Origin of the sequence: Streptomyces sp. NPDC050121 (genome assembly GCF_044460385.1) — a bacterium.
Taxonomy (GTDB): Bacteria; Actinomycetota; Actinomycetes; order Streptomycetales; family Streptomycetaceae; genus Streptomyces; species Streptomyces soliscabiei.
The window spans coordinates 121,354-143,510 of sequence record NZ_JBITJV010000009.1; the positions used below are offsets into that span (position 1 = coordinate 121,354).

22 protein-coding genes are annotated in these 22,157 nt (G+C 70.2%); 10 read left to right on the forward strand and 12 right to left on the reverse strand.

All coding sequences use genetic code 11. The features are described 5' to 3' along the window. Positions 1–34 precede the first annotated feature (34 nt). Positions 35–790 carry a TSUP family transporter gene (locus ACIBTS_RS16215; RefSeq protein WP_399319859.1) on the forward strand — a complete coding sequence of 252 codons (756 nt, stop codon included), beginning with the start codon at positions 35–37 and terminating at the stop codon, positions 788–790. Between the two features lie 68 nt (positions 791–858). On the opposite strand, the gene ACIBTS_RS16220 is transcribed toward ACIBTS_RS16215, so the two are convergent. The 3 genes from ACIBTS_RS16220 to ACIBTS_RS16230 are packed head-to-tail and all read right to left on the reverse strand — an operon-like array spanning position 859 to position 2,518. Beyond that, the gene (locus ACIBTS_RS16220) at positions 859–1,521 is read right to left on the reverse strand and encodes a DUF5063 domain-containing protein (protein ID WP_319675406.1); all 663 of its coding nucleotides are present in this window, start codon (positions 1,519–1,521) and stop codon (positions 859–861) included. Further along, positions 1,514–2,113 (reverse strand): recombination mediator RecR, encoded by a 600-nt coding sequence (gene recR, locus ACIBTS_RS16225; RefSeq protein WP_079660860.1) that lies wholly within the window; start codon positions 2,111–2,113, stop codon positions 1,514–1,516. Before recR ends, ACIBTS_RS16220 begins: the two co-directional genes overlap by 8 nt. 60 nt (positions 2,114–2,173) lie before the next feature. Continuing rightward, positions 2,174–2,518, reverse strand: a complete 345-nt coding sequence (locus ACIBTS_RS16230) for a YbaB/EbfC family nucleoid-associated protein (RefSeq protein WP_319675405.1) — start codon at positions 2,516–2,518, stop codon at positions 2,174–2,176. A gap of 236 nt (positions 2,519–2,754) precedes the next feature. Here ACIBTS_RS16230 and ACIBTS_RS16235 point away from each other — a divergent pair, with 236 nt between their 5' ends. Then, the gene (locus ACIBTS_RS16235) at positions 2,755–3,504 is read left to right on the forward strand and encodes an SLATT domain-containing protein (RefSeq protein WP_399319862.1); all 750 of its coding nucleotides are present in this window, start codon (positions 2,755–2,757) and stop codon (positions 3,502–3,504) included. A 66-nt stretch (positions 3,505–3,570) separates the two neighbouring features. On the opposite strand, the gene ACIBTS_RS16240 is transcribed toward ACIBTS_RS16235, so the two are convergent. The 3 genes from ACIBTS_RS16240 to ACIBTS_RS16250 form a co-directional block, all read right to left on the reverse strand. Continuing rightward, on the reverse strand, positions 3,571–4,101 hold the full coding sequence (locus ACIBTS_RS16240) for a transposase (protein WP_399320133.1): 531 nt from the start codon (positions 4,099–4,101) through the stop codon (positions 3,571–3,573). A 69-nt stretch (positions 4,102–4,170) separates the two neighbouring features. After that, the gene (locus ACIBTS_RS16245) at positions 4,171–4,755 is read right to left on the reverse strand and encodes a DinB family protein (protein WP_399319864.1); all 585 of its coding nucleotides are present in this window, start codon (positions 4,753–4,755) and stop codon (positions 4,171–4,173) included. Between the two features lie 188 nt (positions 4,756–4,943). Then, on the reverse strand, positions 4,944–6,299 hold the full coding sequence (locus tag ACIBTS_RS16250; RefSeq protein ID WP_399319865.1) for a tol-pal system YbgF family protein: 1,356 nt from the start codon (positions 6,297–6,299) through the stop codon (positions 4,944–4,946). 511 nt (positions 6,300–6,810) lie between these two features. Here ACIBTS_RS16250 and ACIBTS_RS16255 point away from each other — a divergent pair. Both ACIBTS_RS16255 and ACIBTS_RS16260 read left to right on the forward strand, forming a co-directional pair. Next, a complete protein-coding gene (locus tag ACIBTS_RS16255) occupies positions 6,811–7,011 on the forward strand; it encodes a hypothetical protein (protein WP_399319867.1) in 201 nt (66 codons plus the stop codon). A gap of 363 nt (positions 7,012–7,374) precedes the next feature. Further along, positions 7,375–7,584 carry a DUF397 domain-containing protein gene (locus ACIBTS_RS16260; RefSeq protein ID WP_399319869.1) on the forward strand — a complete coding sequence of 70 codons (210 nt, stop codon included), beginning with the start codon at positions 7,375–7,377 and terminating at the stop codon, positions 7,582–7,584. Positions 7,585–7,948: 364 nt separating this feature from the next. On the opposite strand, the gene ACIBTS_RS16265 is transcribed toward ACIBTS_RS16260, so the two are convergent. Together ACIBTS_RS16265 and ACIBTS_RS16270 are read right to left on the reverse strand one after the other, a co-directional pair. Beyond that, on the reverse strand, positions 7,949–9,520 hold the full coding sequence (locus ACIBTS_RS16265) for a substrate-binding domain-containing protein (protein WP_399319870.1): 1,572 nt from the start codon (positions 9,518–9,520) through the stop codon (positions 7,949–7,951). 98 nt (positions 9,521–9,618) lie between these two features. Beyond that, positions 9,619–11,484, reverse strand: a complete 1,866-nt coding sequence (locus ACIBTS_RS16270; RefSeq protein WP_399319872.1) for a protein kinase — start codon at positions 11,482–11,484, stop codon at positions 9,619–9,621. Positions 11,485–11,655: 171 nt separating this feature from the next. Between ACIBTS_RS16270 and ACIBTS_RS16275 the strand changes: the two genes are divergently transcribed. The 5 genes from ACIBTS_RS16275 (at position 11,656) to ACIBTS_RS16295 (ending at position 17,637) form a co-directional block, all read left to right on the forward strand. After that, positions 11,656–12,120 (forward strand): DUF2690 domain-containing protein, encoded by a 465-nt coding sequence (locus ACIBTS_RS16275; protein WP_399319874.1) that lies wholly within the window; start codon positions 11,656–11,658, stop codon positions 12,118–12,120. A 140-nt stretch (positions 12,121–12,260) separates the two neighbouring features. Further along, a complete protein-coding gene (locus tag ACIBTS_RS16280; RefSeq protein ID WP_319675469.1) occupies positions 12,261–13,616 on the forward strand; it encodes an aspartate aminotransferase family protein in 1,356 nt (451 codons plus the stop codon). Positions 13,617–13,750: 134 nt separating this feature from the next. Continuing rightward, the gene (locus ACIBTS_RS16285) at positions 13,751–14,443 is read left to right on the forward strand and encodes a GntR family transcriptional regulator (protein ID WP_399319876.1); all 693 of its coding nucleotides are present in this window, start codon (positions 13,751–13,753) and stop codon (positions 14,441–14,443) included. Further along, entirely contained in the window at positions 14,440–16,911 is a 2,472-nt protein-coding gene (locus ACIBTS_RS16290; RefSeq protein WP_399319878.1) for a glycosyltransferase, read from the forward strand. The genes ACIBTS_RS16285 and ACIBTS_RS16290 overlap by 4 nt, the downstream gene beginning before the upstream one ends. Positions 16,912–16,986: 75 nt before the next feature. Then, on the forward strand, positions 16,987–17,637 hold the full coding sequence (locus ACIBTS_RS16295; protein ID WP_399319879.1) for a hypothetical protein: 651 nt from the start codon (positions 16,987–16,989) through the stop codon (positions 17,635–17,637). 2 nt (positions 17,638–17,639) lie between these two features. Here ACIBTS_RS16295 and ACIBTS_RS16300 read toward each other — a convergent pair whose 3' ends face one another. Together ACIBTS_RS16300 and ACIBTS_RS16305 are read right to left on the reverse strand one after the other, a co-directional pair. Further along, positions 17,640–17,933 carry a DUF3303 family protein gene (locus ACIBTS_RS16300; protein ID WP_399319881.1) on the reverse strand — a complete coding sequence of 98 codons (294 nt, stop codon included), beginning with the start codon at positions 17,931–17,933 and terminating at the stop codon, positions 17,640–17,642. A gap of 83 nt (positions 17,934–18,016) precedes the next feature. Then, on the reverse strand, positions 18,017–18,604 hold the full coding sequence (locus tag ACIBTS_RS16305; protein ID WP_399319883.1) for a TetR/AcrR family transcriptional regulator: 588 nt from the start codon (positions 18,602–18,604) through the stop codon (positions 18,017–18,019). Between the two features lie 113 nt (positions 18,605–18,717). Between ACIBTS_RS16305 and ACIBTS_RS16310 the strand changes: the two genes are divergently transcribed. After that, positions 18,718–19,548 (forward strand): SDR family oxidoreductase, encoded by an 831-nt coding sequence (locus ACIBTS_RS16310; RefSeq protein WP_399319884.1) that lies wholly within the window; start codon positions 18,718–18,720, stop codon positions 19,546–19,548. Between the two features lie 7 nt (positions 19,549–19,555). Here ACIBTS_RS16310 and ACIBTS_RS16315 read toward each other — a convergent pair whose 3' ends face one another. Together ACIBTS_RS16315 and ACIBTS_RS16320 are read right to left on the reverse strand one after the other, a co-directional pair. Further along, on the reverse strand, positions 19,556–21,361 hold the full coding sequence (locus ACIBTS_RS16315) for a bifunctional metallophosphatase/5'-nucleotidase (protein ID WP_399319886.1): 1,806 nt from the start codon (positions 21,359–21,361) through the stop codon (positions 19,556–19,558). 198 nt (positions 21,362–21,559) lie between these two features. Next, positions 21,560–22,057, reverse strand: a complete 498-nt coding sequence (locus ACIBTS_RS16320; RefSeq protein ID WP_399319888.1) for a hypothetical protein — start codon at positions 22,055–22,057, stop codon at positions 21,560–21,562. Positions 22,058–22,157 lie beyond the last annotated feature (100 nt).

The window sequence follows — 22,157 nt, forward strand, 5'->3', positions numbered from 1 at the left end:
GCACTCCCGAACCGATGGTGTAGGCAGGTACACCATGACGAACGGGACGTGGGGGACGGGCGAGGCGCTGCTCGCCGGGATCGTGCTGCTGGGGTCGGGCGTGCAGTGGCTGACCGGGATGGGCTTCGCGCTGGTGGCCGTCCCCGCTCTGGTGCTGCTGCTGGGCCCGGCCCAGGGGGTGGTCCTGGCGAACTGCGCGGCCGGCGTGATCAGCGTGGTGGGTCTGGCGGGCGGCTGGCGCCGGGTGCGTCCGGCGGCGATGGTCCCGCTGTGCGTGGCCGCCGCGTGCACGGTCCCGGCGGGCTCCTGGCTGACCCGCCGGCTCCCGGAGCCCGTCCTGCTGCTGGTGATGGGCGCGCTGGTGACGGTGGCCGTCGTGCTCGTCATGCGGGGCGCGCGGATACCCGCCCTGCGCGGCGCCCGGGGCGCGGTCGTGGCCGGCGCGGCGGGCGGCTTCATGAACTCGGCGGCGGGCGTCGGCGGCCCCCCGATCTCCCTGTACGCCGTCAACGCGGGCTGGACGGTACGGGAGTTCGTGCCGAACGCGCAGTTCTACGGCGTCGTCGTGAACGCCTTCTCGGTGGCGGCGAACGGGGTGCCGAAGCTGGCCGCTCCCCAATGGGCCGCGGTCGCCGTCGCGATGACGGTGGGCGCGTCGATCGGCAGGGCGCTCGCGGGGCGGCTGCCGGAGCGGCAGGCCCGACTCCTGGTGCTGGGGCTGGCGTTGGCGGGTGGAGTGACGGCCGTGGGGAAAGGACTCTTCGGCATCTTCGTCCCCTTCCACCTCTGACACCACACGCGCCGGCGCGAGGCGTCAGCGCGGCAGTCCGGGGTCGCTCCCCCGCTCCGTTCGCGCGGTCACTTCGCCGGACGGGCGCCCAGGTGGTCGCCGATCTCCTCCACCATCACGCGGCCCGCCTCGAACTCCAGCGTCTCGTCGCCCAGCGGGGTCTGGTCGGTGTCGAGGCCGTCCAGTTCCTCCAGGGGCTGGTCCAGCCGGACGTGCGCGAGCACCGAGTGCAGGGCGCGCAGGGACGCCGAGGCCGTGGAGCCCCAGTTGGAGAAGTAGGAGAACTGCCACCACCACAGGGCCTCGGTGGTGCGGCCCGCGCGGTAGTGGGCCATGCCGTGGCGCAGGTCGGCGATGACGTCGGCGAGGTCGTCGGAGATCCGGGCCGGGACGGGCGCCTTGCGGGGCTCGTAGGGGTCGAAGACCTCCGAGTAGACGTCCACCGGGTCCAGCAGTCTGGCCAGGTTCTCGCGGAGTTCGTCCGCGTCCGGCTCGAAGCCCGGGTCGGGCTCGTAGCGCTCGTCGGGGACGATGTCCTCGTGCGCGCCGAGCCGGCCGCCGGCCAGGAGCAGCTGGGACACCTCCAGGAGCAGGAAGGGGACCGCCGAGCCCGGCTCGTCGCCCTTCGCCACCTCCGTGACGGCTACCAGGAAGCTCTCGACCTGATCCGCGATCTGGACCGCGAAGTCGTCCGGATTCCGGTCGGTCGCGTGCAGCGTGACGTCAGACATCTAGGAGTCGTCTCCCCTCGAAGGCGCGGCCGAGTGTGACCTCGTCCGCGTATTCCAGGTCGCCGCCCACCGGGAGGCCGCTGGCCAGGCGGGTGACCTTCAGGCCCATGGGCTTGATCATGCGGGCGAGGTACGTGGCCGTGGCCTCGCCTTCCAGGTTCGGATCCGTGGCCAGGATCAGTTCCGTGACCGTCCCGTCGGCCAACCGCGCGAGAAGTTCTCGTATACGCAGGTCGTCGGGACCGACGCCCTCGATGGGGCTGATCGCTCCGCCGAGGACGTGGTACTTGCCGCGGAACTCGCGGGTGCGCTCGATCGCCACGACGTCCTTCGGCTCCTCGACGACGCAGATGACCGTCGGGTCGCGGCGGGCGTCACGGCAGATGCCGCACAGCTCCTCCTGCGCCACGTTGCCGCAGGTCGCGCAGAAGCGGACCTTCGCCTTGACCTCCATGAGGCACTGCGCGAGCCGCCGTACGTCCGTCGGTTCCGCCTGGAGGATGTGGAAGGCGATCCGCTGCGCGCTCTTGGGACCGACGCCGGGCAGCCGCCCCAGCTCGTCGATGAGGTCCTGGACCACGCCTTCGTACAACGGACTGCCGTCCTTCCTGGGTTTCCTTGCAGTACGTACGGTAGTTGGCCGGGGCCGGTCTTAGAAAGGCAGGCCCGGGATACCGCTGCCGCCGCCCAGGCCCTGCGCCAGCGGGCCGAGCTTCTGCTGCTGGAGCGTCTGCGCGTTCTCGTTGGCCGCGTGGACGGCCGCGAGGATGAGGTCGGCGAGGGTCTCGGTGTCCTCCGGGTCCACCGCCTTCGGGTCGATCTGCAGGGCCCGCAGCTCGCCGGAGCCGGTCACGGTGGCCTTCACCAGGCCGCCGCCCGCCTGCCCGTCGACCTCCGTGTTCGCCAGCTCCTCCTGGGCACGGGCCAGGTCCTGCTGCATCTTCTGGGCCTGCTGGAGCAGCTGCTGCATGTTGGGCTGGCCACCACCGGGAATCACGATCGGCTCCTGTCTGCCTTGTTCCTGTCTGCCACTGAGCCTACGTGCTCCATGAGTGCGTCGCCCCGCCACTCTTTCGAGTGAGATACCTCGGTGGCCTATACCTGATCAAGACCTCCTTCCGGGCGGAAAAACGACCAAAGCGTGCCCTTCGCCACCCATTGGGAGGTAGGAAGGGTCGGCACATTCAGCATCAGGCGTTACGCGGAGTCACCGAGTCATAAAGGGAGTGCCGGGTGGGTCAGCCGGAGATGCAGCCCGAGGGTCCGCCTCAGGACGAGCGGGGTGGGGGCGCGGCCGGGCTGCGGCCGGGCGACCTGACCGGGCGGGCGCTCCCGCTCGGCGACTGGGGCGAGCCCGCCGATCGGCTGGAGGAGCTGTACCGGTGGGTGGAGCGCGGGGCGCTGGAGACCGCCGCCTGGTACCTCGCCGACCGGGTGTGGAAGCGGCGGGGCGCACGGGCGCTGCGGGTCGGGGCGGCGGCGGGGGCGGTGTGCGGGGCCGCGCTGCCGTTGCTGGATCTGACCCGGGTGATGGGCGGGGTCGCCCCCTGGGGGTATCTGGCGCTGCTGCTGGCGGTGGCGTGCGTCGCGGTGGACCGGTTCTTCGGGGTGACGTCCGGCTGGATAAGGGACGTGGCGACCGCGCAGGCCGTGCAGCGGCGGTTGCAGGTGTTGCAGTTCGACTGGGCCTCGGAGAGTGTGCGGGAGGTGCTGGGGCCTGCGGAGGGGACGGCGAGTGAGGCCGCGGAGCGGTGCCTCGGGGTCTTGCGGCGGTTCTCGGAGGACGTGACGGATCTGGTGCGTACGGAGACGGCGGACTGGATGGTGGAGTTTCGCAGCGGGCCCGCTCCGCTGGGGATCCAGTCGGCGGTCGCCTCCGGCGGGCGGGTGGACGTCGGGGGCGGGTCTGGACGGTTTTCTTCGCCGCCCGGGGTGAACGCTCGGCCGAACATGCCTCGGCAGCGGCCGCCCGAGCCGCGGTGAGGGCGGTTCTTCGCCCCCGCCGCCCCTACCCGTCCCATCCCTGGGGGCTGCGCCCGGTGCAACTTCTTACCGGTGCACCTTCTTAGGTGCGGGTGCTCGTGCATGCTGCCGGCATGCCTTTCTTCGGAGCGGGTGGGTTGGTCGATGTACGCCAAGCTGGACGCACGCGACCCGCAGGCGGTCGACGCGTGGCGCGACCTGGGCATCGGACAGCACGTGCAGCTTGCTGCCCTTCTTGCCGCGATCGACCGGGTTCGGCCCCGTCAGAGATCCCCCGTTTTGGCGAACGGAGGCCGCGTCGACGATCGCCGAGGTCCAGTCCACCTCGCCCCGGGCTCCGAGTTCGTCCAGCACCGCCCGATGCAGCCGACGCCACAGGCCGACCCCGGTCCATACCGAGAAGCGGCGATGCGCGGTGGCGGAGGACGTGCCGAACGTCGGCGGCAGATGACGCCAGGCACAGCCGCTGGTCAGCACGTACACCACTGCGGTGAACACGGCCCGCTCGTCACTCGGAGCGGTCCCGCCACCTTGCGGTCGAGCCACGAACGTCGGCAGTAACGGGGCGACCAGCTCCCCGAGCCCATCAGGAACCAGACGCTCGACAGATCAGCACTCACGGTCGGCATCATGCCGCTCGAACATCAAGTCACGTGGCACAGCCTTCTATGCCTTGACCGATGCGGCCGATCTGGCGGCCTGCTCGATCTTCGCGCAGTAGGCGTCGCGGGCTTCCTCCTCGATCTGCATCTCGTGTTCGGGCCGCATCCCGGTTCGGCCATCGACGTCTTCGCGCAGGATGTCGGCGTGCCCGGCATGCCGGTTGGTCTCGCCGAGGACGTGGACCAGGATGGCGAACAGGTTCGTGTTGGCATAAGGCTCCGGCCACCACGGCACGAGGCCGGGGGCGTCGAGGGGAAGCTCGTTGATCGTCGCGTCTGAGTGTTCCCACGTGCGCCGGTAGGACTCGATAATCTGATCGCGGGTCTCGTCCGCAGTCGCCCACAGATCGCTACCGTCATGGTCCTGCCACCGAGGCAGCGGTTCCGGGGAAGGACGGTCGAAGACCTCGCCGAAGTACCTGGCCTCGACGCTGGCCACGTGTTTGACCAAGCCGAGGAGGTTGGTCCCGGTCGCTGTCAATGGTCGGCGGGCGTCGTATTCGGACAAGCCGTCGAGCTTCCAGAGCAGCGCCTTGCGGTCCCGCCGCAGTCTCCCGTGCAGGGTGTCCTTGGCGAATTCATCGATCATGCGGCATGAGCCTGCCATGGACTACTCGCGGCCTCAAGATCCCGTACGTGGACGCAACGACCGGAAGAGCCGGAGCCTGGCCATGGCCACTGTCCTGAGCTGCCGCAAGAAGCTCGCGAAACTTGCCACATGAGACAACCTCTTATTGCATACACACCGTGACGCGACGGCAGGTGCACCAGACCCGTTTACTGGGCGGGCAAGAGCGACGCAGGAGTGACTAGCCGGGCGCGCTCGTAAAGGTCCGCAGCAATCCGATTATTCAGGTAGGGACGGATACGGGCATGCATGCTGGAGATTTTGGCGTCACACTGTCCCGACTGAACTTGCGGGTAAATGTCCACGACTTGGCCCCATGTCTCGCACGCTGCTTCAAGGTGGCCGATCTCTAGCTGACGTTCGGCAAGCATTGAAAGATAGCGGACGCGGGTCCGGCGAAATGATTGGGGACGTAGATTGTCGGAGTCTTGCAGCGCGGTGATGGAACCTCGAACGTCGCCCAGCTCGTAACGGACTTGGCCGACATGGTACGTCAGTGACGACGGATTATATGAGCCGAATGTTTTGGATCGGGATTCGGCTTTTTCCATGGCAACCTCGGCTTCCCGAAGGTATGCGAGAGCCTTACTACGTTCGCCGGTCTGGGCGGCAGCATGCGCCTGTTGACCTGCAAGAAAAGCCCTCATCCGAGGACCCGCATTCGGTGATGCGGCGGCGGCAGCATCGGCTAGGCGCATCGCTTCTTGTCCGTGCCCCAGGTCTACGGCTTGAACGCTCATACCTCGCAGCGTTGTGCAGTACGTCAGATGATCCTCTGATGCCCCGGCAAACTCCAACGCCTTGAGGTAGTACTGCTGGGCCAGTCCGTGTACTCCCTCGTCAACGGCCATATAGCCAGTGAGATAGCAGAGATCAGAAGCAGCGGCCATCATCGCTTTGCGCACGTGGTCAGGAGCGTCTGCCCGCAGATAGGGAGCCACCGTATTTACAAGGAATGCGGCAGCCATGGGGCGCGCATGGCGTCCGCCGAATAGGTCATCAAGGTCAGAAACGCGTTCGGTCATAGCAATGACCATGTCCACCTCGGCCGTTCCTACGCGCTGTATCCGGCCTTTCTGGATGGCTTCCATTCGACCAATGACGTCCGGCCAGTTGGGCACGGTAAGAGCAACCGAGAAAAGACCAGCACCTATCACACTTCGACGGGACGGGTCCATGTCATTTCTCCCCAGATCCATGAGCCCTTCCACCGTACCCGGATGGGCGTTCGACTGAACTGGGGGTGTAGGGAATCCGGCCTGAGCGTGTGTGACAGGGCGGCGCAGTCGACGGGACAGAGCCTCCAGAATCAGCGGCCGCACAATCTCTTTCGGCATGTGCCCCTTGAGCCATTGATGAACAGACGGCTCGCGATAGTTGAGGGGCGTTCCACGTTCAGTGCCCACGCGGTTCACGTCCTGGGCGAACTGGCGCAGCGTCCAGCCGCTCTCGCGGTACAGCCGCTCAAGATCGAGTTCGGTTCCCGCGTGCTCACTGACCTTCAACTCCTCGTGCCGACCCTGCACTTAAAGCTTTTAAGTCCTGCTGCTTCTACAACGGTACCGCTGTGCGTAGCAGTGGAGTTGCCTAGAGCGAGGAAGACCCCCGCGACCGTGCGACCGGTCCGGGGGCATGGCCAACGCTTCAGAGGAGCGCCGACATGACAGACCTTATCCGTACGGCACTCGAACGGCTCAGAGCCGTATTCGGCCGCCGCACCCCCGGCAGGCACAGCCGACCCGCGACACCCCCCGTAGTGCCCTCCGCGCCCGCTCCGTGGCTCTCCCCGGACATCTGTGGGGCGAGGCTCGCGACGGCCCGCGGGGTGCGCCAAGAGCGGCAGACCCCGCCCGTACCGTCTCCGCAGCCGCAGCCGCAGCTGCGTACGGAGTGGTATCCGCCTGCCGCCTGGGAACACACGGGCGCTCTCATCCGGCCGTATGTGGCATGCCTCGAAGAGACGCCAAGAAACCCCCGTCCGGTCACCCCGGCAGACCCCTGGAGGGATGCCCCGTGATGACCATTTCGGTGTACCGAATCAATCCGGAAACCGGCGTCCGCACCCCCGTACGCGCAAAGCACACGGTGAAGCCGGTACAGATGGCGGAAGTCGGCCAGAAGTATCCGCCCTGCACCTGTAGGCGCTGCGAGGGCCGTCCGGAAATACTGCGCGCGAGACTGGCCGAAGTGAACCGCCGCAGCCGGGGCGAACTGTGACCCGCTCGCCCCTCACGTCTGGCGCTGACATGGCGACCATGTCCGCGGAATGCGCGGTCGCGCAGCGTCCGGAATACCAGAGCCTTCACAGTGACTGCCGCCGGACCGAGGACATTCCGCTTCCGGGCGGAACAGGCATCGTCCTGGTCCCACGCTGCACCTGCCCCTGCCACCCGTAGGGAAAGACGGCGAAAGCCTGAACTGAGCACCACACCCGATGGCTGCCGTTCCGGGGCATCGCGGGATGCGAGGGCAGCGCCGAAGCCCCCGTCCGGCAGATGGGTTATCGCGTCTGCCGGAACGGGTTGCAACACGGTGCGGGGACCGATTCCCCGCTGGCAGCACGACGAAGGGATAAGCACCATGAGTACGATCCCGGAATTCGATTTCGTCAGCGCGGCAGCCTGCCGTGACAAGAAGGTCGGCAACTGCCCCCAGGTGGCGGTGAACGTGCCCGGCACGGTGGCGTTGCGGGACAGCGAGCGTCCCGACACCATCGTCACCATGACGGCTGAGCAGTGGGTGACGCTCACGGCAGCTGTCAAGGCCGGAGAGTTCGACCTGAGCGCCTGAGAGTAGGTCTCGTGAACAAGTGCCCCCGCTGTTCCGATGAGTGCCCCACGGACCCCGAGAACGGGCTTCCGTGGTGTCCACGGTGCGGGGTGCACTTCAGGCTCTCGCAGCCGTCGTGCCGGGGCCTGTGGTGGTGGCGCAACGCCGCCACTCGCGCCCCGGCGCGACCCCGGGAGCACTGAGGCAGACCCCCGCCCCGGCCCCGTCCGAGACGGGCCTGCGCCCCCACCTCAGCTGTCCGGCCAGCGCAGTTGGGGGCACCCTGCTGTGCGGCCACAGAGTGCCTCAGTCCGAGGGCCACCCCACCCTTAAGAAGGCGCACTGCCCCCAGACCCCCGCTTCGGCTCTCGAAAGGGCCGCGTCCTCAAGCTCCCCCAGAGGGGGGACTCCCAGACGGGCTGGGTGTGCTGGAGCTGCACAGGCGCAGGCCCTCCGGGGTCCAGCACGGTAGGTGGCCGTGGGTGCGGATGACGTCCTGGCCGTTGCCTCGGGTGAGGTAGGTGAGGAAGCTCGAGGCCAGGGAGTCGGCTGGGGGGCGGCCGTAGGTGTACGCGTACTCGATCTCCCGGTAGGGGTAGTCGCTCGTGCCGTGTTCGATGGCGTCGACGGAGGGCGGGGCGCCGTCCAGGTCGAGCGGGTGTAGGCCCTGCACGCGGTCGGCCAGGTTGAGCTCGCTGTAGCCGATCGCGCCCGGGGTGGCCGCGACCGTCGCCAGCACCTGGTCGGTGGAGTCGAGTTCACAGCGGATGACGGGGGCCGTCGGGTCGTCCTTGTGGACGCAGTCGACGGAGGAGTTCGCGATCTCGCCACGGCCCAGCACGCGCCGCTGGAACACCTGCCGGGTACCGGAGTTGGCGTCCCGGCTGACCAGGACCACCGGCAGGTTCGGGCCGCCGACCTCGTCCCAGTTGGCGATCTCCCCGCGGTACAGCCGCCGTACGTCCGCCGCGGCGAGGTTCTTCAGGCGTACGTCGTCGTGGACGACCAGCGCGAACACCGACACGGCGACGCGGTTCTCGCGCAGTTCGTCGAGCCCGGCCGGTTTGGGGCCGTCGGAGAGGGCGACGAGGGGCGGGGAGCCCTTCTTGCCGGCGGCACCCGCGGCGGCCAGTTCGCGGATCCCGGCCGTCGAGCCGTGCGGGTCCACGGTGAGGTGCGCGCCCTCGCAGTCGCGTTCGTACTTGGCCGCCACCTCCCGGATCACCGGGGCGAACGCCGTCGAGCCGGTGACGGTGAGCGTGCCGCGCTCGCAGCCGATCGGGGGCCGCGAGTCGTCCCGTACGACGACGATCGTCGCGAGGGTGACCACGCAGACGGTGAGGAGGATGGAGATCAGCCGGGAGGCGCGGCTGAACAGGGGCGGGGTGTCGTCCGGGGTGGCGCTGCGGTTGGGGTGCACCTCGCCGTCGCGCAGCCCGCCGTACAACCGGATGCCGCGGCCGACGTCGCCGCCGGACAGCAGCACCAGCAGCTTGAAGTGCTCGCGGGGATTGAGCGGGACGCGCGGGATGCGCAGGGTGTTGCCGTCGTAGCCGAAGCCGCGGTCCGCGGTGAAGTGGTCCATGAGGTGGTCGGTGTCGGTCGGCTGGGTGACCGACACCCCGCGGATGGTGCGGTCGGTGAAGACGGCGGTCAGCCCGTGGCGTTCGGGACCGGTGTAGTCGTCCCGGGCGATGCCCTGCGAGCCGTCGTTCTCGATGCGCAGGAGGACGAGCGTGGCGTCCACCATGCCCGGGGCCTCGTCGAAGAGGCCGAGCCGGCGGTTGGCGCGGCCGGATCTGACGTCGTCGCCGATCGGGTTGTCCATCTGGACGCGATACCCGACGCGCTTACGGCGCGGCGTCCGGCGCTCGTACCAGACCATGATCCCGGAGGCGACGATGCCGACGGCGGCCGTCCCGATGGCCACGACGTTCTCCGCGTTCAGCCACTGCACTGTGGGTGCCCCCGCAACTCCCGGCAGTCGTTCGTGAGTTCACCGTACGGCCGTCCCAAGGCGTCGGCGGGGCCCGTCGGCCGACGTTCGCCCGACGTTCACCCCTTGGTGTAGGTGAGCTTCTCCCCGGTGCCGGTGTTGACGCGTTGCAGCTTGCCGTCGGCGAGCAGGGTGACCTCGGAGGCGGCGCCGGGGCTGCACGAGGTGAGAGGTTCGCCGGCGGTGACCTTGGAGGGGCCGATCGCCAACGGGCCGTCGCCGCCGGGGCGTTGGGTGAGGTCGGCGCTGAACTCGCAGTGGTAGGCGTCGCCGTCGGCGACGAGGGCGAGCACCGGGTCGCCCACCGTGCCCTGGCGGATGGTGAGCCGGCGCTTGTTCGTGCCGCTCGCGTTCTCGATCGTGGTGGTCCAGGTGCCGAGGTAGCCGGCGGGGACCACACCATCCGACGACGACGGGGAGGGAGACGGGGACGCGGACTGTGCGGAGGTCGGCGGTGTCGAGGGCTTCGGGGGCGGGGAGTTCGAGGCTCCCGTGGCCGGGCCGGGCGTCGGCTGCGCGGTGGCGTCGCCGTCGCCGTTCAGGAACGCGTACACCGAGCCGCCGGCGGCGATCGCGACCACCAGGGCGACCAGGACCAGCAGCGCGGTCGTACGGCGGTTGCGGCGCGGGGGTTCCTGCGGGTCGGCGCCGGTCTGCCCGTAGGGGGCGCCGCCGCCGTCCGCGTACGGGTTGTACGGGATGGGGGCGCCCGGCGCCGGGGACCAGGCGCCCGACGGCTGGGGCGGGTAGCCGTAGGCGGGGGCGGCGGCCGGGTGTTGCCGGGGGTGGCCGTACGCCGGGTGGGCCGGGGCGGTGTCCGCGCCGGGCGGGGGCGACTGCGGCGGGATGCCGTCGGGGCCCGCGAGCAGGGTGGGGCGGTGGCCCGGGGAGAACGCGTCGCCGCGCGGGCCGGAGTGTTCCGGGGTGGCTTCGCGGGCGGTCGCCGGGTGCTCGGGGAAGGCCGGGGCGGCGGGGTGGGAGAGGCCGGCGTCGTCCGTGCCCTCGGGGTCCTCCACCTCCAGCAACCGCACGGCGTGACGGCCGAGCTGGGCGACGAGGGCGCCGGGCAGCCAGGGGTCGCGGGAACGGCCGTCGGAGACGGTGTCGTCGGCGCCCGTGAGCTCCAGGACGCGGTCCGGGGTGGGCCGGGCGGCCGGGTCCTTGCGCAGACAGGCGCGGACCAGGTCGGCGATGCCCTCGGGGACGCCCGTCAGGTCGGGTTCGTCCTCGGCGATGCGGAACATCAGGGCGTGCGCCCCGCTGTCGGCGGAGCCGAAGGGAAGGGCGCCGGTGGCGGCGTAGGCGAGGACGGAGCCGAGGCAGAAGACGTCGCTGGCCGGGGTGACGGCGTCGCCGCGCACCTGCTCGGGGGCCAGGAAGCCCGGCGAGCCGACCACCGCGCCGGTCTGGGTGAGCCGGCTCTCGCCGGTGACGCTCTCCAGCGCCCGTGCGACACCGAAGTCGATGACGCGGGGGCCTTCGATGGTGACCATCACGTTGGACGGCTTGAGGTCGCGGTGGACGATGCCGGCCGCGTGGATGTTGGTGAGCGCGTGCGCGAGCCCGGCGGCGAGGATGCGCACCGACCGCTCGGGCAGCGGCCCGTGGTCGTGGCTGACGACCTGCTGGAGGCTCGGGCCCGCGACATAGCCGGTGGCGACCCAGGGCACGTCGGCCTCGGTGTCGGCGTCCAGGACGGGCGCCGTCCAGAACCCGCCGACCCGCTGGGCGTTGCGCACCTCCTGCCGGAAGCGCGCCCGGAACTCCTCGCGCGCCGCCAGCTCCCGCCGCACCAGCTTCACGGCGACCGTCCGCCCACGGTCCGAGCGGGCGAGGTAGACCTGCCCCATCCCGCCCGCTCCCAGCCGCGCGAGCAGCCGGTAGCCGCCGATGCGCTGCGGGTCCCCGGGCCCCAGTTTCTCCATGGCAGCGCCGCCTTTCCCCCACATGTGTGATCGAGACATGTGTGTGCCGAGAATAAACCGGCCGTTCAAGCAGTCGCGTGGCGCGATGTCTACGGTTCCGTAACAGCAGGCGGAGGCGGCGGAGAGGGAGCCGGTCTTCGAGGCCGGTCCTTCCCTGCAAAACCGATACGGGTGACCATCGTCATCAGAATTCCCTCCGTCGCAGCCAAGGCCCTCTCCGTGGGCGCCGCCGCCGCGGCCCTGGTCGTCGGCCTCACCGGCAGCGCGAGCGCCGCCGCCTACGACTACGAGGACCCGATCTCCTCCGGCTGTGCGAACACCGCCATCACCGCCCAGTCGACCGGGATCTACGTGGGCAGCACGCGCGTCGGCACCATCGAGTTGCGCTACAGCACCGGCTGCCGGACGGTCTGGGCCCGGGTGAAGTCCACGGGGCCGTACGGCGGCGCGACGGTGACGCGCACGTCGGACTACGACTGGGACCGCTGCGGCTCCCTCTCGTACAACTCCTCCATGGGCCAGTACACCTGCTACACGCGCATGCTGAACGACGCGGGCGTCGAGTCGTACGCGCACGGATCGGCTTCGGCGTCCAACGGCTACAACTCGGACGAGTACCAGACCGCCAGTTACTGATCCGCCGGCACCCGACCGGTCCGGTCCGCGCCGAGGCAGCTCCGCGGCGCGGACCGGTGACACTGTGTCGAGCCCGGCCCCCCGCCTGCGTGCACGATGCCGATACCCCTTCCGCATCGCGGACATTTACGCTCACTGGCATGACCCCTCAGACCGACCCCCAGGCCGGCGCGGCCGTGAAGGCCGCGGACCGCGCGCATGTCTTCCACTCCTGGTCCGCCCAGGAGCTCATCGACCCGCTCGCCGTGGCCGGCGCGGAGGGCTCGTACTTCTGGGACTACGACGGCAAGCGGTACCTCGACCTCACCAGCGGCCTCGTCTTCACCAACATCGGCTACCAGCATCCGAAGGTCGTCGCCGCGATCCAGGAGCAGGCCGCCCGTCTGACCACGTTCGCGCCCGCCTTCGCCGTCGAGGCCCGCTCGGAGGCGGCCCGGCTGATCGCCGAGCGCACCCCCGGCGACCTGGACAAGATCTTCTTCACCAACGGCGGCGCGGACGCCGTCGAGCACGCCGTGCGCATGGCCCGGCTGCACACCGGCCGGGCCAAGGTGCTCTCCGCCTACCGCTCGTACCACGGCGGTACGCAGCAGGCCGTGAACATCACCGGCGACCCCCGGCGCTGGGCCTCCGACAGCGCCTCCGCCGGGGTCGTGCACTTCTGGGCGCCGTTCCTGTACCGCTCCCGCTTCTACGCCGAGACGCAGGAGCAGGAGTGCGCGCGGGCGCTGGAGCACCTGGAGACGACGATCGCCTTCGAGGGGCCGGGGACGGTCGCCGCGATCATCCTGGAGACGATTCCGGGCACCGCCGGGATCATGCTCCCGCCGCCCGGCTACCTCGCGGGGGTGCGGGAGATCTGCGACAAGTACGGGATCGTCTTCATCCTGGACGAGGTCATGGCCGGATTCGGCCGCACCGGCGAGTGGTTCGCCGCCGACCTCTACGACGTCACCCCCGACCTGATGACCTTCGCCAAGGGCGTGAACAGCGGATATGTGCCGCTCGGCGGTGTCGCCGTCTCGGGCGCGATCGCGGACACCTTCGGGAAGCGGCCGTACCCCGGCGGGCTGACGTACTCCGGGCACCCGCTGGCCTGCGCCGCCGCCGTCGCGACGATCAACGTCATGGCGGAGGAGGGCATCGTCGACAACGCGAAGAACCTGGGCGCGTCGCTCGTCGGGCCGGGGCTGAAGGAGCTGGCCGAGCGGCACCCGAGCGTCGGCGAGGTGCGCGGTGCCGGCATGTTCTGGGCGGTCGAGCTGGTGAAGAACCGGGAGACCCGCGAGCCGCTGGTGCCGTACAACGCCGCCGGTGAGGCGAACGCGGCCATGGTCGCCTTCGGCGCCGCCGCGAAGAAGGCCGGGGTGTGGCCGTTCGTGAACATGAACCGGACACACTTCGTGCCGCCGCTCAACGTCTCCGAGTCGGAAGTGAAGGAAGGACTCGCGGCCCTGGACACGGCCCTCTCCGTGGCCGACGAGTACACGCAGTAGGAGCAGAACGTCCCCACGCGCGTAAGGGCTTGAAATCTTCGAACGCGTAAGGTGGCGTGCTCGTACATACCGACGAGCACGCCACCTTTTCCGTGTCCGAGCATTTCGCACCCGACGATGGAGACGCCCTGACCATGTCCGGCAGCAGCGCCGTGACGCGCAGCACCCTGCGACAGCAGATCGCCGACGCGCTTCGCGACGAGGTGCTTGGCGGACGACTGCAGCCGGGGCAGGAGTTCACGGTGAAGGAGATCGCCGAGCAGTACGGCGTCTCCGCGACCCCCGTCCGCGAGGCTCTCGTCGATCTCTCCGCCCAGGGCCTGCTGGAGGCCGACCAGCATCGGGGCTTCCGGGTCCACGAGTACTCCGTCGAGGACTTCCGGGGCATGATCGAGGCGCGCAGCCTGATCATCGAGGGGATGTTCCTCGCCATGGACGAGGGACGCCAGCCCCAACAGAACCTGGAGGAACCGCGGATCGCCGCCGCCATCGCGGGGGTGCGCCGGCGCGGCGAGGAGGCGCAGCGGGCCGCGGCCGCCGGTGACCTCACCGTCCTCATCGGCTACGACCTGCGTTTCTGGCGCGAGCTGAGCTCCCTGTTCGGCAATCCCTACCTCGCCGACTTCCTGCACCGGCTGCGCGTGCAGTCCTGGGTGTGCACGGTGCAGCACCTGCGGCGGCTGACCGATCTGCGCGGCCACCTGTGGTCCGGCCACACCGAACTCGTCGACGCCCTGTACCGCCGCGACACCGCCGCCGCCCGCGTGATCCTCGCCGCGTACAACGCCGACTCCATCGGCCTGATCGAACGACTGGCGGCCGGATGAGCCGGGCGGACGCCACCGCGCCCCGCACCACGGCCGTCGAACTCTCCGTCGTCATCCCCGCCTACAACGAGGAGCGGCGGCTCGGCGCCACCCTGGACGCGGTGACCCGCCATCTCGACGCGACGGGGAGCCACTGGGGCAGCTGGGAGATCCTGGTCGCCGACGACGGGTCCACCGACGCCACCCGCGAGCTCGTCACCGTGCGCCGCGACCCCCGCGTGCGGCTCGTCCTCGGCTCCGGCTCCGGCAACCGGGGCAAGGGGCACGCGCTGCGGCTCGGGGTGGCCGCCAGCCGGGGCCGGCACATCCTGGTCACGGACGCCGATCTCGCCACTCCCATCGAGGAGTTGGGCCGGCTGGAGAAGGCCCTCGCCGACGGTCACACGGCGGCGATCGGCTCCCGGGCGGTCCCCGGCGCGACCCTGGGCGACCGGCAGCACCGGATCCGCGAACTCCTCGGCACGGCGGGCAACCTGCTCATCCGCCGGACGACCCTGCGCGGGATACGCGACACCCAGTGCGGGTTCAAGCTGTTCGACGGCGACAAGGCGCGGGCCGCCTTCGCCGCCTCGCGTCTCAACGGCTGGGCCATCGACGTGGAGGTGCTGCGGTACTTCCAGCGCGCCGGCTGGCCGGTCGCCGAGACGCCGGTGCACTGGTCGCACCAGCCCGGCTCGAAGGTCCGCCCCGTGGACTACCTCCGGTTCCCGCGCGACCTGGTCCGGCTGCGGATCCCCGTCCTGAGACCCGTGGACGTCCTGGCCGTCGTCCTGTTCCTCGCGATGGCCGTGGCCCTCTACTCGGGCCGCGTCCTCGACCCCGCCCACCGCTACCTCACCGACTCCCTCCAGGACCAGAACCAGTGGGAGTGGTTCTTCGCGGTGACCGCCGACAACGTGGCCCACCTGCGCAACCCCCTCTTCACCGACCTCCAGGGCTTCCCCGACGGCGTCAACCTGATGGCCAACACGGCGATGCTGGGCCTGTCCGTCCCGCTCACGCCCGTGACCCTGCTGCTCGGCCCGGCCGTCACCCTCAGCCTGGTGATGACGCTGGGCCTGGCCGCCACCGCCGCCGCCTGGTACCGGCTGATCGTGCGACGGCTCGTCCGGCAGCGGGCGGCCGCCTTCGCCGGGGCGGCGCTGGCCGCGTTCGCACCGCCGATGATCAGCCACGCCAACGCCCACCCGAACTTCGTCGTCCTGTTCATGATCCCGCCGATCATCGAGCGCGCCCTGCGGCTGACGACCGGTGCACGCGTCACCCGGGACGCGGTCGTCCTCGGTCTGATGGCGGGCTACCAGTTCTTCCTCGGCGAGGAGCCCCTGCTGCTCGCCGCGCTGGGCATGCTCCTGTTCGCGCTCGCCTACGCGGCCGTACGCCCCGGCGTGGCGCGGGGGGCGGCCCGCCCGCTGCTGAACGGTCTGGCGATCGCCTCCGCCGTCTGTCTGCCGCTCGTCCTCTACCCGCTGGCCTGGCAGTTCTCCGGACCGCAGAGCTACTTGGGCATCGACCATGGCAGCGCGCCCGGCGTCGCCAACTCCGCCCGCGCGCTGCTGTCGTTCGCCGAGCGCTCGCTGATCGCGGGCGACGCCGACCGCGCGGACGCCCTCTCCCTCAACCCGACCGAACAGAACGCCTTCTACGGCTGGCCGCTGGCCCTGCTGGCGTTCGCGATCACGGTGCGGCTGTGGCGGCGGCCCGCGGTCAAGGCGCTGGCCTGCACGGCGGCCGGTGCGGCGGTGCTGTCCCTCGGCCCGCGCATCCCGCTCCCCCTCACCGACACCACCGTCCCCGGCCCCTGGAGCCTGCTCGCCGGTCTCCCCCTCTTCGAGTCGGTCATCGAGAGCCGGGTCGCGCTGGTCTGCGCCCCCGCGCTGGGCATGCTGCTCGCCCTGGCGATCGACCGGCTGGCGCAGGCCCGCCGCCTGGGCACCCAGTACGCCGGACTGCTCGCCGTCTGCCTCGCCCTGCTCCCCCTCGTTCCGGCCCCGCTGAAGTCCGAGCCGCGCGCCGAGACGCCCGCCTTCTTCACCGACGGCTCCTGGCGGACGTACGTCCGCTCCGGCGAGACCCTCGTCCCGGTGCCGCTCGCCGAACCCGAGGACGCCGAGGCGCTGCACTGGCAGACGGCGTCCGGTCTCGGCTTCCGGATGCCCGGCGGCTACTTCAACGGCCCCTACGGCGACGGCGACCGCACCGGCGTCTACGGCGTCCCGCTGCGTTTCACGCCGAGCCTGCTGCGGGACGTGCGCCACACGGGCGTGGTCCCGGTGATCGACGCCCGCGCCCGGACCGAGGCCCGCGAGGACTTCGCGTACTGGCGGGCGGGGGCTCTGGTGCTCGCCCCGCAGCCACGCGCCGACCGGCTGCGTGAGACGGTGGAGAAGCTGGTGGGCCGACCGGGTAGGTGGGTGGCCGGAGTATGGGTATGGGACCTGCACCAGGGGACGCAGGACGGGAGCTGACGTGCGCGGCAGCGACTACCCTGCCCTGACCGGCAACCGCATCGACCGTGCAACGCGCGAAGTGAGGAGCTCTCTTTGGCCTGTGACCTGTGGCTGGTGCCGCTCGTCGACGTGTTGTGTCACACCCCCGACAACCCCTTCGCCGACGAACTCGCCCAGTACAACAAGGTGCTGGCCGAGGCGGGCCTCCCGCCGGTGCCGGTGTACCAGTACATGCCCGGTGTGTTCGGCGAGGTCGCCCCGGTGGCCGGCTTCGACTACGACGCCCTGCACTTCCTGCGCCGCGCCTACCTGCTCCAGGTGTGCGGGCTGCCGGTGACGCCGGTGGACGAGCTGGGCGGCGACTACGAGCAGCTCCTGGAGATGTTCGAGACGACGGCCCAGCAGTCACACCTGGTCTGGCACTACGACCACGCGGGCGCGTACGTCCCCGTCGACTTCCCGCACCCCCTGTCCAGCGACGAACTCCTCGCCGGCGGCGGCCCGCTCGGCTCCTCCCAGTCCCTGCTGCGCGAGCTGGAGTTCGTGGCGCCGTCGATCGGCATCGATCCGGCCAATCCTCCGGCGGCTCCTCAACCGCCCGCCGGTCCCACGGAGTTGGAGGAACCCGCTGTTCCGGCGCCGTACGATCCCAGCCCCTTCGCGCGTGAACGGCATGTCTGGCTGGGGCTGCACGCGGCGGCGACGCGGAGTCTGGCGCAGGGGTCGATGATCGTGTTCAGCTGAGGTCAGCGGCCGATCTGGGAGAGACCCTTCTGCACGTCCTCCATGTTCATCACGGGGGTGTAGGAGATCTCGGCGTCGAGGTTGAGGAAGAACGGCTCGCTGAGCACGGGCATCTGCGAGCTGTCCTGCATGTCGAAGACCACGTACGCGGTGCGCTTGCCGTGGTCGGCGGTGAAGTAGGCCGCCTCGGGCTTGATCTGTTCCATCGACTCCTGGATCAGCTTCGTCAGGGTGCCGTTGCGGATGGCTTCGTTCGCCTTCTCCGTGTCGAAGGACGCCTTGAGCAGCATGCGCATCGCACTCACCTTCTCCGGTCGACACACGCGGCCATACGGGTTCAGAATATGCCCTTTTGCCGGACACCTCCCCCGGAGCGGGGTCACGCCAGCGCGTCGATCTCCCGGACGAGCCGGGCCCCTTCGCGGGTCATGACCTCCGGGTCGCGCAGAGCGCTGGAGAGCAGCGACATGCCCTGGTAGGCGCCGACGAGCGCGAGCGCGTGACCGTCGGGCTCGTCGACCCCGATCTCGCGGTACTGCCGCTCCACCCAGTCCAGCAGCCGGCGGACGACGAGCCCGGCGGCGAGGTCGAGACCGCCCTCGTCGCGCTTGTCGAGCTCGACGGCGAGGGTGCCCGTGGGGCAGCCGTACCGGGCCGCGACGTCCCGCGCCTCGACCCAGCCGGCGACCAGGCTCTTCAGGCGTTCGCGCGGGTCGGCGAGCTCGTCGAGCCGGGCGGTGAGGTCGTCGAGGTACTCGGCGTGCCGGTCCAGGGCGGCCTCGACCAGCTCGTCCTTGGTCTTGAAGTAGTAGTACACGTTGCCGACCGGGACGTCGGCGGCGCGGGCGATGTCGGCGATGGTCGTCCGCTCCACGCCCCGCTCGTGCAGGACCGTGGCGGCGGCCGCCATGAGCCGCTGCCGCTTGCCGACGCTCTTCGCGGCACGCTTCTCCACTGAGTCAGTCACCCGACTAACTATAGACAACGGGCGGTGGGGGTGTGCTAGCGTCACGCTCATCGAGTTAGTCAGTCAACTAACTCATTCCGAGTGAACGGGGTAGACGGGTCATGGGGAACGACATGAACGAGACGATCGTGGTGACCGGTGCGACCGGGAACGTCGGACGCGCACTGGTGCGGATGCTGTCCGAGGCCCGGGTGCCCGTGACGGCCGTCGCCCGCGCCGTCACCGACGCCGACGTGCCGGCCGGGGTGCGGGCGGTGCCCGCCGATCTGGCCGAACCGGCCGGGCTGCGCGCCGCGTTCGAGGGGGCGCGGGCGTTGTTCCTGCTGGTGGCGGGCGAGGATCCGCACGGCGTCCTGGCCGAGGCGAAGTCCGCCGGGATCCGCCGGGTCGTGCTGCTGTCCTCGCAGGGCGCGCAGACCCGCCCGCAGGCGTACGGGCACCCGCGCCGCTTCGAGGACGCCGTACGGGAGTCGGGGCTCGACTGGACGGTCCTGCGGTCGGGCGGGATGGCGACCAACGCGTTCGCCTGGGCCGAGTCGATCCGCGCCCGACGGGAGGCGGCGGCGCCGTTCGGTGACGTCGGCCTGCCCTTCGTCGACCCCGACGACGTGGCCGCCGTCGCCGTCGCGGCCCTGCTCGGCGACGACCACCTGGGCGCCACCTACACCCTGACCGGCCCCGCGCCGACCACCCCGCGCGAGCGGGCCGCGGCCATCGCCGCCGCACTGGGCGAACCGGTGCGCTTCACCGAGCAGACCCGGGAGGAGGCCCACGCGCTCATGGCGCGGTTCATGCCGCTGCCCGTGGTCGAGGGCACCCTCGCGATCCTGGGCGAGCCCACCGAGGACGAGCGGCGCCCGAGCCCGGACGTCGAACGCGTCCTGGCCCGGACCCCGGGCACCTTCGCCGCGTGGGCGGCGCGCAACGCACCCGCCTTCCGCTGAGGCGCCGTCAGAAGACCGGCGAACCCGCCTGGGTCAGCTTCCAGTTGGCGGCGGCGAAGTCCGCCGGGTCGAGCGTCTTCTTCGCCGTCACATAGTCGATCATCAGTTGACGGATCTCGTTGGTGGAGCTGTAGGCGATGCCGGCGGTGGCGATGTGCGGGTAGCCGCTGCCGCCGTTGGCCCGGTAGTTGTTGACGGCGACGACGAAGACCTGGTCGTCGGCGACGGCGGCGCCGTTGTAGGTGAGGTTCTTGATCCTCGACCCCTCCGCCTGCGCGATGTCGATGTCGTACGAGACGCCCGCGGCGGTGTCGTACATGTAGTCCCAGAAGTGGTTGGCGTTGGTGAGGGTCGCGGTGTCGACCGCCGTGCCCGCCGGGACCTGGTGGTAGTACTTCGCCGCGTACTCCAGGTAGTCCTTGAGCTGCGCGCCGGTGAGCTTCTTGCCGTACAGGGTGTTGTCGTAGATGTAGAGCCCGGCGATGTCCTTGATGGTCACGCTGCCCGCGGGGATGTCCGCCGTACGGGAGAAGGGCGCGGCGACCGAGATCAGCGGCAGGGCGGCGTCAGCGGTCGACAGGCCGGCCTTGACCGTGTCCATCTGCACCTGGTGGATGAAGTCCATGATGGGCACGTCCTTCCAGCAGGACTCCGCCGCCGAGAGGTCGGCCGTGCAGGTGCCGACGGCCGTGTTGACGTACTTCACGACGAGTTCGTGGTCGGCCTCCAGGAGCTTCTTGATCTCCGGGTCCTCGTCCACGGTGTTGGGGTTGAGGGTCTGCGCGGACTTGCCGACGACCTTCCAGCGGCCGTGCTCCAGCTCGACCTCGAAGTCGAAGACGCTGAGGCGGTATCCCCAGCAGTACGGCTCCGAGAGGAGCACGTCCTCTCCCGTCTCGGCGTTCTTGACGGTGTACGACGGCACTTCCACATGCGTGTGGCCGACGAGGATCGCGTCGATGCCGGGGACCTGCTCGGCGACGAGGTTCGACGCGTTCTCGACGTACGGGAGGGCGTCGCCGTAGGAGGAGGAGCCGTCGAGGCCGGAGTGGTCGGTGAGGAAGACGACGTCACAGCCGAGGGCGCGGAGCCGCGGGACGTACTTCTTCGCCTGCTCGACCAGGCCCGGGAAGACCATCTTCCCGCTGACGTTGTCCTTGTCCCAGATCGCGATGCCGGGGTTGGTCAGACCCAGGATGCCGACCTTGATGTCGGGGGCGCCCGGGACACAGATCCGCTTCACGGTGTACGGCGGGAACGCGGGGCGCAGCGTCTTCGCGTCGAGGGCATTCGCGCCGAGCAGCGGGAAGTGACACTGCTGCTCGAACTTCCGCAGCACCTCGATGCCGTAGTTGAACTCGTGGTTGCCGAGGGCGGCGGCGTCGTAGCGCATGTGGTTCATGGCGACGGCCATCGGGTGCTTGACGCCCTTGCCGGTGATGGGCTCGACGCGCGCGAAGTAGTAGGCGAGGGAGGTGCCCTGGATGATGTCGCCGGCGTCGACGAGCAGGACGTGCTCCTCGCCCTTCGCCGCGCGCTGCTGCTTGACGAGCGTCGCGACCCGGGCGACGCCGACGGAGTTGCCCTTGGCGTCGGAGTAGGCGGCGTCCTTGTAGTAGTCCCAGTCGAGGACATGACTGTGCAGGTCGGTGGTGCCGAGGATGGAGAACGTCCAGGTACGGGGCGTCTTGGCAGGCTTGCGGTCGGCCGCCTGGGCGGTGCCCGCCCCCACGGTCCCCGCGACGGCGACGGCCGCCCCGGTCACAGCCGACTTCTGCACGAACTCACGGCGGTTCAGGGGATTGACGGGCATTCGGGCTCCTGGGACACGTGCGAGGGGCGGGCGGGCGGACGAGCCGAGCGGGACTACACGCGTAGATCGTGGCGGGAGTCCGGTCCGCCGGAAACCAGAAACAGGCCATGTCCGGGTCAAGGATGGGTCAGCGGCGCCCTACGGGAAACGCCCGGCCGGAGGATCCGGCCGGGCGTTCACTTTCGGGCAACTCGTGGGTCACGAGGGGTCGATGTCCCCGAAATCCCAGGTGAGGACGTCCGTACCGGCCGGCTGCTGAACGTGCAGCACGACATTGACGAACGTCGCCGAGACGAGGACCACACGCCAGTTGCCGTTGGGGCACACCTGGCTCGCCGGCGGGTTCGGGGGCGACTGCAGCGTCGCGCGGAACGTGATCTGCCCCGCCCGGGGGGTGATGGTCTGGGCCGTGCCCTCCTGGGGCCCGAAGAAGGCCGGGTGGCCGGGGGCGGTGTTACCGCCCGGGTTGACGCACACGTACCGGGTCCGCACCGCGTCCGCCGACAGGAACACGCTGGCAGGCCCCCTGCCCAGCCCGGCGACCTTGCCGGTACAGGTGATGGTCGCCCGGTTGCCCGAGAGGCTCTTGGTGCAGGTGGGCTCCCCGACGAAGTGCTCGTTCTGGGCCAGGGCCGGTGTGACACCGATACCGAGAGCCAGCAACGTCATCATCAGAACCTTGATGACACGACGCATGCGGTTTTCCTCTTTCCTTGCAGTGATCGCATGGGGTCGCGCGATCCGCCCTCCGAGAGACAGACAGATTTGAGCGCGAGGGGAGTCATACCGTGCACGA

Excerpts from the sequence above, each read along its gene's own strand:
- ACIBTS_RS16290 (WP_399319878.1), top strand. The coding sequence starts at position 14,440 with ATGAGCCGGGCGGACGCCACCGCGCCCCGCACCACGGCCGTCGAACTC.
- ACIBTS_RS16320 (WP_399319888.1), bottom strand. The coding sequence starts at position 22,057 with ATGCGTCGTGTCATCAAGGTTCTGATGATGACGTTGCTGGCTCTCGGT.
- ACIBTS_RS16255 (WP_399319867.1), top strand. The coding sequence starts at position 6,811 with ATGACCATTTCGGTGTACCGAATCAATCCGGAAACCGGCGTCCGCACC.
- ACIBTS_RS16260 (WP_399319869.1), top strand. The coding sequence starts at position 7,375 with ATGAGTACGATCCCGGAATTCGATTTCGTCAGCGCGGCAGCCTGCCGT.
- ACIBTS_RS16315 (WP_399319886.1), bottom strand. The coding sequence starts at position 21,361 with ATGCCCGTCAATCCCCTGAACCGCCGTGAGTTCGTGCAGAAGTCGGCT.
- ACIBTS_RS16285 (WP_399319876.1), top strand. The coding sequence starts at position 13,751 with ATGTCCGGCAGCAGCGCCGTGACGCGCAGCACCCTGCGACAGCAGATC.
- ACIBTS_RS16310 (WP_399319884.1), top strand. The coding sequence starts at position 18,718 with ATGAACGAGACGATCGTGGTGACCGGTGCGACCGGGAACGTCGGACGC.
- ACIBTS_RS16245 (WP_399319864.1), bottom strand. The coding sequence starts at position 4,755 with ATGATCGATGAATTCGCCAAGGACACCCTGCACGGGAGACTGCGGCGG.
- ACIBTS_RS16300 (WP_399319881.1), bottom strand. The coding sequence starts at position 17,933 with ATGCGCATGCTGCTCAAGGCGTCCTTCGACACGGAGAAGGCGAACGAA.
- ACIBTS_RS16270 (WP_399319872.1), bottom strand. The coding sequence starts at position 11,484 with ATGGAGAAACTGGGGCCCGGGGACCCGCAGCGCATCGGCGGCTACCGG.
- ACIBTS_RS16215 (WP_399319859.1), top strand. The coding sequence starts at position 35 with ATGACGAACGGGACGTGGGGGACGGGCGAGGCGCTGCTCGCCGGGATC.
- ACIBTS_RS16220 (WP_319675406.1), bottom strand. The coding sequence starts at position 1,521 with ATGTCTGACGTCACGCTGCACGCGACCGACCGGAATCCGGACGACTTC.
- ACIBTS_RS16280 (WP_319675469.1), top strand. The coding sequence starts at position 12,261 with ATGACCCCTCAGACCGACCCCCAGGCCGGCGCGGCCGTGAAGGCCGCG.